The sequence below is a fragment of the Streptomyces pathocidini genome (genome assembly GCF_001418495.1).
In the GTDB taxonomy this organism is placed as follows: domain Bacteria; phylum Actinomycetota; class Actinomycetes; order Streptomycetales; family Streptomycetaceae; genus Streptomyces; species Streptomyces pathocidini.
This window is the reverse complement of record NZ_LIQY01000446.1, coordinates 1-6,871: the sequence shown is the minus strand read 5'-3', so window position 1 is coordinate 6,871 and position 6,871 is coordinate 1. Positions and strand designations below refer to the sequence as shown.

Genomic DNA, 6,871 nt, shown 5'->3' with positions numbered 1-6,871 from the left:
GGCGGCCGCCGCCGAGCACATCGCGCCGGGCGTGACGACGGACGAGCTGGACCGGGTCGCGCACGAGTTCATGTGCGACCACGGCGCGTACCCGTCCACGCTCGGCTACCGGCGGTTCCCCAAGTCGCTGTGCTCCTCGGTCAACGAGGTCATCTGCCACGGCATCCCCGACTCCACCGTCCTGCGCGACGGCGACATCGTGAACCTGGACGTCACCGCGTACATCGGCGGTGTGCACGGCGACAACAACGCGACGTACCTGTGCGGCGAGGTGGACGAGGAGTCGCGGCTGCTGGTCGAGCGGACGCGGGAGTCGCTGGACCGCGCGATCAAGGCGGTCCGGCCGGGCCGCCAGATCAACATCATCGGCCGGGTCATCGAGTCCTACGCGAAGCGGTTCGGCTACGGCGTCGTACGGGACTTCACCGGCCACGGCATCAACTCCTCGTTCCACTCGGGCCTGATCATCCCGCACTACGACAGCCCGCACGCGACGACCGTCATCCAGCCGGGGATGACCTTCACGATCGAGCCGATGCTGACCCTGGGCACCCACGAGTACGACATGTGGGACGACGGTTGGACGGTCGTCACGAAGGACCGCAAGCGGACGGCGCAGTTCGAGCACACGCTGGTCGTGACGGAGACGGGTGCGGAGATCCTGACGCTGCCATAGGGTTTTACCGACTGGATGTCGGGAAGAGTGGGGTTCGGGGCACCGGACCAGTTGACTTAGGTAAGCCTAAGTAGAGAGTATCGCGGTGGGCAGACCGCGGGCTTTCACCCCGGTTCGCTCGGCTTGCTCTGCCTGCACGGCTTGCTCGGCCGGCTCGGCTTGCTCCCGCCCTGTTCCGCACCCACCGGTCCCCGGAGGCTGTCTTGAACGCATCCACCCCGACGCCGTCCGCCCCGTCGGCGCCGACGCCGTTCTCCACGCTCATCCGCACCGCCTCCCACGAGCAGCACACGGAGGCGGAGAACTCGACGTTCATGAGCGACCTGCTGGGCGGGCGGCTGGGCGTGGCGGCGTACGCCCGCTACACCGAGCAGCTCTGGTTCGTCTACCGCGCACTGGAAGAGGCGGCGGACGCGCTGGCGGACGACCCGGTCGCGGGCCCGTTCGTCCGCCGCCGCGAACTGCGGCGGGTGGCGGCGCTCGAGCAGGACCTGGCGCACCTGCACGGGACGCGCCTGGGCGGCGGCGCCGACTGGCGCGCGGCCCTGACCCCGCTCCCGGCCACCGCCGCGTACGCGGACCGCGTCACCGAGGTCGCCCGCACCTGGCCCGCGGGCTACGTCGCCCACCACTACACCCGCTATCTCGGCGACCTCTCCGGCGGACAGATCATCCGGGGCACCGCGGAGAAGACCTGGGGCTTCGAGCGCAAGGGCGACGGCGTCCGCTTCTACGTCTTCGACTCGATCGCCAACCCCGCCGCCTTCAAGCGCGACTACCGCGCCCTGCTGGACGCGCTGCCGGTCGACGACCTGGAGAAGCAGCGGATCGTGGACGAGTGCAAGCGCGCCTTCGCCCTGAACACGGCCGTGTTCGCTGACCTGGGCCGCCAGTTCCCGCTCACCGCCTGAGCGCTCCGCTGGAAGTCCGGTACACCACCTGCGGGTGCGTCGTGGCTGGTCGCGCAGTTCCCCGCGCCCCTTTGGGCGCTGCCCAACCCGCGCCGGACTTCGCCAAGCCCCTGAGCACTTCGGGCATCGCCCGCAGGCCCGGCCCCCGGCTGCTCCATGGGCAGCCGGGGGCCGGGCCGTTTTTTTCACGCTGTGCGGCGGCTCGCCGCGCTCAGCGCTGTTCGGCGGCTCGCCGTACTCAGCAGCGCTTCGAGCTGGCGCCGCCGTTGGCGACCGGATCGCCGGCCTTGCGTACGTAGCCGACGGCCGCGGTGCACTCGGAGACCGTGAGGGTGCCGTGGGACCAGAACTCCTGGGCGGTGGTGTTCGTCCAGGAGCGTTGGCCGAGGTACTCGTCCCGGGAGTAGCTGTAGACGGCGGTGGTGACGTCGTAGTCGCCTGCCGTGGCCTTGAAGCTGTCCCACACCCATACGTAGGCGTAGTTCTCGGCGCAGTTGGGCGAGTAGAACTGCTTGACCGAGGCGATGGTCTCGGTGCCGCGCTTGACGTAGCCGGTGGTGCCTATCTGGTAGGCGTCCGCACAGACGCCCGCGTCCTGCGCCTTGGCGCTGGCGGGGTTGCCGGCGGCCGACGGGGCCGTCGAGCGGACGCTGCGCTCCTTGGCGGGCGCCGGGGCGGGACCGCTGCCCGCGAAGGCGGCGCCGGCGGGCAGCAGGGCGAAGGCGCAGGTGAGGGCGGCGAGGGTGCGCTTGGTGTTTCGCATGGGGATGAGTCCTCCCGTGGTCCGGTGAACCGATGGCCCGCAGTCCCGTGTCCCTGTGGGGAGTTGGAGGTGCGGCGGTTCGGATACCAGGGCAGACAAGCGACCCTTCCGGAAGGTTGTCATTCCATTTGAGGACATCTATCCGCTGGTCCGAAATTTGCAGAAGTAGTCGCAGCAGGGGCAGTTTTCGGTCTCATTCGATACGAGGAGCGCGAGAGCTTGAGGGGCGCGCCCCCTGATTCCGCGGCGGCCTTAGCAGACGCCAAGGCGCCGCCACAAGACACTCGATTCGGTCGCATCCCACCGGTGAACCGGGGTATCCAATAGCAAAAAATGGCAAACCCCGGCGCACGACCAGAGCTTTGACATACCGTCTCAACACCTGCGCACCGGGGATCACTTGGGGAAGTGGTCCGCAAACCGGTGCGCTCTTTCGGTCGCGATGTGCCAGGGGGGTCCATGCGGCGTGTCGGTGGTGTCTTCTCTTCGACTTCGTCTTCATCCTTATCCGTTTCCTCAGGGGGGCCTCGCCCGCCCCTGACCGGCGAGAAGTCCGGGTGGTACCTGCCGCTGACCTGCGGCGTGGACGCGGCGGGGGTCGGCGGGCCGGTGCTCGCCGTGTTCACGGGCGGGCACCAGCCCCACCCGCTCCTCGCCGCCCTGACCGCCACCGCCGTCTGGCTCGGCGTACGGGCCTGCCACCGGCGGTACGCGCGGCACGAGCTGGGCGAGTCGCGGGCCGTACCGCCCGTCCTGCGCGACTGGCTGACGCTGCTCGGGCTGCTCGCGGTGGCCCGGACCGTGCTGGGCGAGAGCTCCGCGCCCGCCCTCACGCTGCTCGCGCTCGCGCCCGCGCCGCTGCTGACCGCCCTCTGCCGCAAGGCCACCCACCGGCATCTGACCGCGCTGCGGCGCGAGGCGCAGGCCGTGCACCGGGTGCTGGTGATCGGTGAGCCCAGCGCGGCCGACGACGTGGTCGAGCACCTCGCCGCGCGCACCGACCACGCGTACGTCGTCATCGGGGTCATCCCGATGGGCCCGGGCCAACTGACCGCGGGCGTCCCCGCGCTGGCGCGGCTCGGTTCGCAGCCGCCCGCCGTGCCCGACGAGGACTGGGTGCCCGTACTGGCCGCCGCCGAGCAGCTCGGGGCCGAGCTCGTGCTCGTGGCGCCGGGCCCGCGGCTCAGCGGCGAGCGGCTGCGGCGGCTGTCGTGGGCGCTGCACGACGCGGGGCTGCCGCTGGCCGTCTCGCCGGGCCTGACCGATGTGGCGCTGCGGCGCATACAGACCGCCACCGTCGCCGGGCTGTCCCTGCTGCACGTCGCCCCGCCGACCCGGCGGGGACCGCACGCCTTCGGCAAGTCGGCGCTCGACCGGGCCGCGGCGGCGCTCGGCCTGTTACTGCTCGCGCCGGTGTACGCGGTGGTGGCGCTGGCCATACGGCTGGACTCTCCCGGGCCCGTGCTGCACCGGCAGACCCGGATCGGGCTCAACGGGGCCCCGTTCACCATGTGGAAATTCCGGTCGATGGTCGTCGACGCGGAGCGGCGGCGGGCGGAGCTGGCGGGGGCCAACGAGGTGGACGGGCCGCTGTTCAAGATGCGGCGGGATCCGCGGGTGACGCGTACGGGGAGGTGGTTGCGGCGCAGCTCGCTGGACGAACTGCCGCAGCTGGTGAACGTGTTGCGCGGCGAGATGTCGCTCGTGGGGCCGCGGCCGCCGCTGCCCGACGAGGTCGCGCGGTACGACTCCGTGGAGGCCCGGCGGCTGCGGGTCAAGCCGGGGCTGACGGGGCTCTGGCAGGTCAGTGGACGGTCCGATCTCTCCTGGGACGAGTCCGTGGCGCTGGACCTGCGGTACGCGGACAACTGGTCGCTGGGCGGGGACTTCGACGTCCTCGCCCGGACTTTCCGGGCCGTGGTCGACGGGCGCGGGGCCTACTGATGGGCGTCCGTCCCGTCGGCGGGGGCCTACTGAGGGGCGGCCGCCCCGTCGGCGGAGGCTTACTGATGGGCTGCCGTCCCGTCTGTGAGGGCCGGCCGGTGGCCACGCCGTTACCGCCCTCCCCCGGACTCGGTCCGGGGGAGGGCCCGGCCCCGCGGAACATCTGCCCGCGGCGCGGCGGGGTCCGCTCAGTCGCGGCCCGACGCCAGCCAGTCCTGGTAGACGCTGGCGATGCCCTCCCTGAGGGCGACCTTCGGCCGCCAGCCGAGGGTCGCCAGGCGGGTGATGTCCAGGAGCTTGCGCGGGGTGCCGTCCGGTTTCGAGGGGTCGAAGGCGATGCGGCCCCCGTAGGCCGTCACCTCGCCCACCAGCTCGGCCAGTTCGCGGATCGTGAGGTCCTCGCCGCAGCCGACGTTGACCGGGCCGTCGTCGTCGTAGCGGCGCAGCAGCAGCGCGCACGCGTCCGCCAGGTCGTCCACGTGCAGGAACTCGCGGCGCGGGGTGCCCGTGCCCCACAGGAGGACCTCGTCGGCGCCCGCCCGCTCCGCCTCGTGGAAGCGGCGGATCAGGGCGGGCAGGACGTGCGAGGTCTCCAGGTCGAAGTTGTCGCCGGGCCCGTAGAGGTTGGTCGGCATGGCGGAGATCCACGCGGCTCCGTGCTGCCGCCGGTAGGCCCGCACCTGGGCGATTCCGGCTATCTTGGCCAGCGCGTACGGCTCGTTGGTCGGCTCCAGCGGGCCCGTCAGCAGGGCCTCCTCGGTGATCGGCTGGGGGGCGAGCTTGGGGTAGATGCAGGAGGAGCCCAGGAACAGCAGGCGGGGCACGCCCGCCGCGTGCGCCCCGGCCAGGACGCTGAGCTGGATGCGGAGGTTGTCCTCCAGGAACTCCACCGGGTACGTGCTGTTGGCCAGGATGCCGCCCACCTTGGCGGCGGCCAGGACGACCGCGTCCGGGCGCGTGTCCCGCAGGAAGGCGGCTGTGCGCGCGGCGTCGCGCAGGTCGAGCCGCTCACGGCCGCGGGTGATCACCTCGTGCCCGTCGGCCGTGAGGCGACGGGCGAGCGCCGAGCCGACCAGGCCGCGGTGGCCCGCCACGAATATCCGGGCCGCGTCGGGGAGTAGACCGCGCCCGGGGGGTACGACGTCCTGCTCATGCACTGAAGTCATGTGCGGATTGTGGCAGTTGAAACGGCGCATAGCGCCACAAACCAGTAATTCATCCCGAAGGGGGACCCACGCACCATGGGAAAGAGCGCGCTCATCACCGGCATCACCGGCCAGGACGGCTCGTACCTCGCCGAGCTGCTGCTCGGCAAGGGCTACACCGTGCACGGGCTGCTGCGCCGGTCGTCCTCGTTCAACACCGAGCGGCTCGACCGCATCTACCAGGGCCCGCAGGAACCCGACCGCCGGCTCGTACTGCACCACGCGGACCTCTCCGACGGGGTCGCGCTGGTGAACCTGTTACGCGATCTGCGCCCCGACGAGGTGTACAACCTGGGCGCGCAGTCCCACGTGCGCGTCTCCTTCGACGCCCCGCTCTACACCGGCGACGTGACCGGCATGGGCGCGCTGCGGCTGCTGGAGGCGATCCGGGCGAGCGGCGTCGACACCCGGATCTACCAGGCCTCGTCCTCGGAGATGTTCGGCGCCACCCCACCCCCGCAGAACGAGCGGACGCCCTTCCACCCGCGCAGCCCGTACGGCTGCGCCAAGGTCTTCGGCTACTGGGCGACGATCAACTACCGCGAGGCCTACGACCTGTTCGCGGTCAACGGCATCCTCTTCAACCACGAGTCGCCCCGCCGCGGCGAGACCTTCGTGACCCGCAAGATCACCCGGGCCGTGGCCCGGATCCGCGCGGGCCTCCAGGACCGGCTCTACCTGGGCAACCTCGACGCCGTACGGGACTGGGGCTACGCGCCGGAGTACGTGGAGGCGATGTGGCGGATGCTCCAGCGCGACGTGCCGGACGACTACGTGGTGGCGACGGGCGAGGCCGGAACCGTACGACAGTTCCTCGAAGTGGCCTTCTCCGCGGCCGGCCTGGACTGGGCCGAGTACGTGCGGTTCGACCCGAAGTACGAGCGGCCGAGCGAGGTGGACGCGCTCATCGGGGACGCGTCCAAGGCGGAGTCGCTGCTCGGCTGGAAGCCGGAGGTCCGATGGGCGGAGCTGGCCCGCATCATGGTCGATGCGGACGTATCCAAACTTGACGCGGAATTGACTGGCACAGCGGTACGTATCGACAGATGAACACACATATGATGTCAACTCACGGGCTGACAGCCCGAGTTCGGCCACATCGGCCACTTCTCATCGGTGCGCGGCCCAGCCTGCCGCGCACCCAGGCGGGCCGGACCAGGCCCGTCTCAGCACGCAGGGCCAGGGGGGCACATGCGCACAGTGGGGGTTGGGACGGCTGTCCTGTCGTTGGCGGCAGCGTCTCTGATCGGAGCGGCGGGGGTGGGGGCGCCACCGGCGGCCGCCCTCACCCCGCCCGTGGGGATGACGGCCGACGAGGTGCCGACCTGGCAGACCAACGGCATTGTCTGGGCCTTCGCCCAGGCCGACGGGG

The 6,871-nt window shown here is 71.3% G+C and carries 6 protein-coding genes; 4 read left to right on the top strand and 2 right to left on the bottom strand.

The genetic code is table 11. The features are described 5' to 3' along the window. Window positions 1–676: type I methionyl aminopeptidase (map, locus tag AOK16_RS19925; protein ID WP_055473561.1), on the top strand; the 676-nt coding region annotated here is incomplete at its 5' end. Between the two features lie 203 nt (window positions 677–879). Continuing rightward, window positions 880–1,587, top strand: a complete 708-nt coding sequence (locus AOK16_RS19920; RefSeq protein ID WP_055473560.1) for a biliverdin-producing heme oxygenase — start codon at window positions 880–882, stop codon at window positions 1,585–1,587. A gap of 238 nt (window positions 1,588–1,825) precedes the next feature. On the opposite strand, the gene AOK16_RS19915 is transcribed toward AOK16_RS19920, so the two are convergent. Beyond that, entirely contained in the window at window positions 1,826–2,350 is a 525-nt protein-coding gene (locus AOK16_RS19915; protein ID WP_055473559.1) for a hypothetical protein, read from the bottom strand. 582 nt (window positions 2,351–2,932) lie between these two features. Here AOK16_RS19915 and AOK16_RS19910 point away from each other — a divergent pair. Further along, complete coding sequence (locus tag AOK16_RS19910) at window positions 2,933–4,294, top strand: sugar transferase (protein ID WP_398718383.1); 1,362 nt, start codon at window positions 2,933–2,935, stop codon at window positions 4,292–4,294. A 188-nt stretch (window positions 4,295–4,482) separates the two neighbouring features. Here AOK16_RS19910 and AOK16_RS19905 read toward each other — a convergent pair whose 3' ends face one another. Further along, window positions 4,483–5,460, bottom strand: a complete 978-nt coding sequence (locus tag AOK16_RS19905; protein ID WP_055473562.1) for a GDP-L-fucose synthase family protein — start codon at window positions 5,458–5,460, stop codon at window positions 4,483–4,485. Window positions 5,461–5,535: 75 nt separating this feature from the next. On the opposite strand from AOK16_RS19905, the gene gmd reads away from it, so the two are divergent. After that, on the top strand, window positions 5,536–6,549 hold the full coding sequence (gmd, locus tag AOK16_RS19900) for a GDP-mannose 4,6-dehydratase (protein ID WP_055473558.1): 1,014 nt from the start codon (window positions 5,536–5,538) through the stop codon (window positions 6,547–6,549). The last annotated feature ends 322 nt before the right edge of the window (window positions 6,550–6,871 follow it).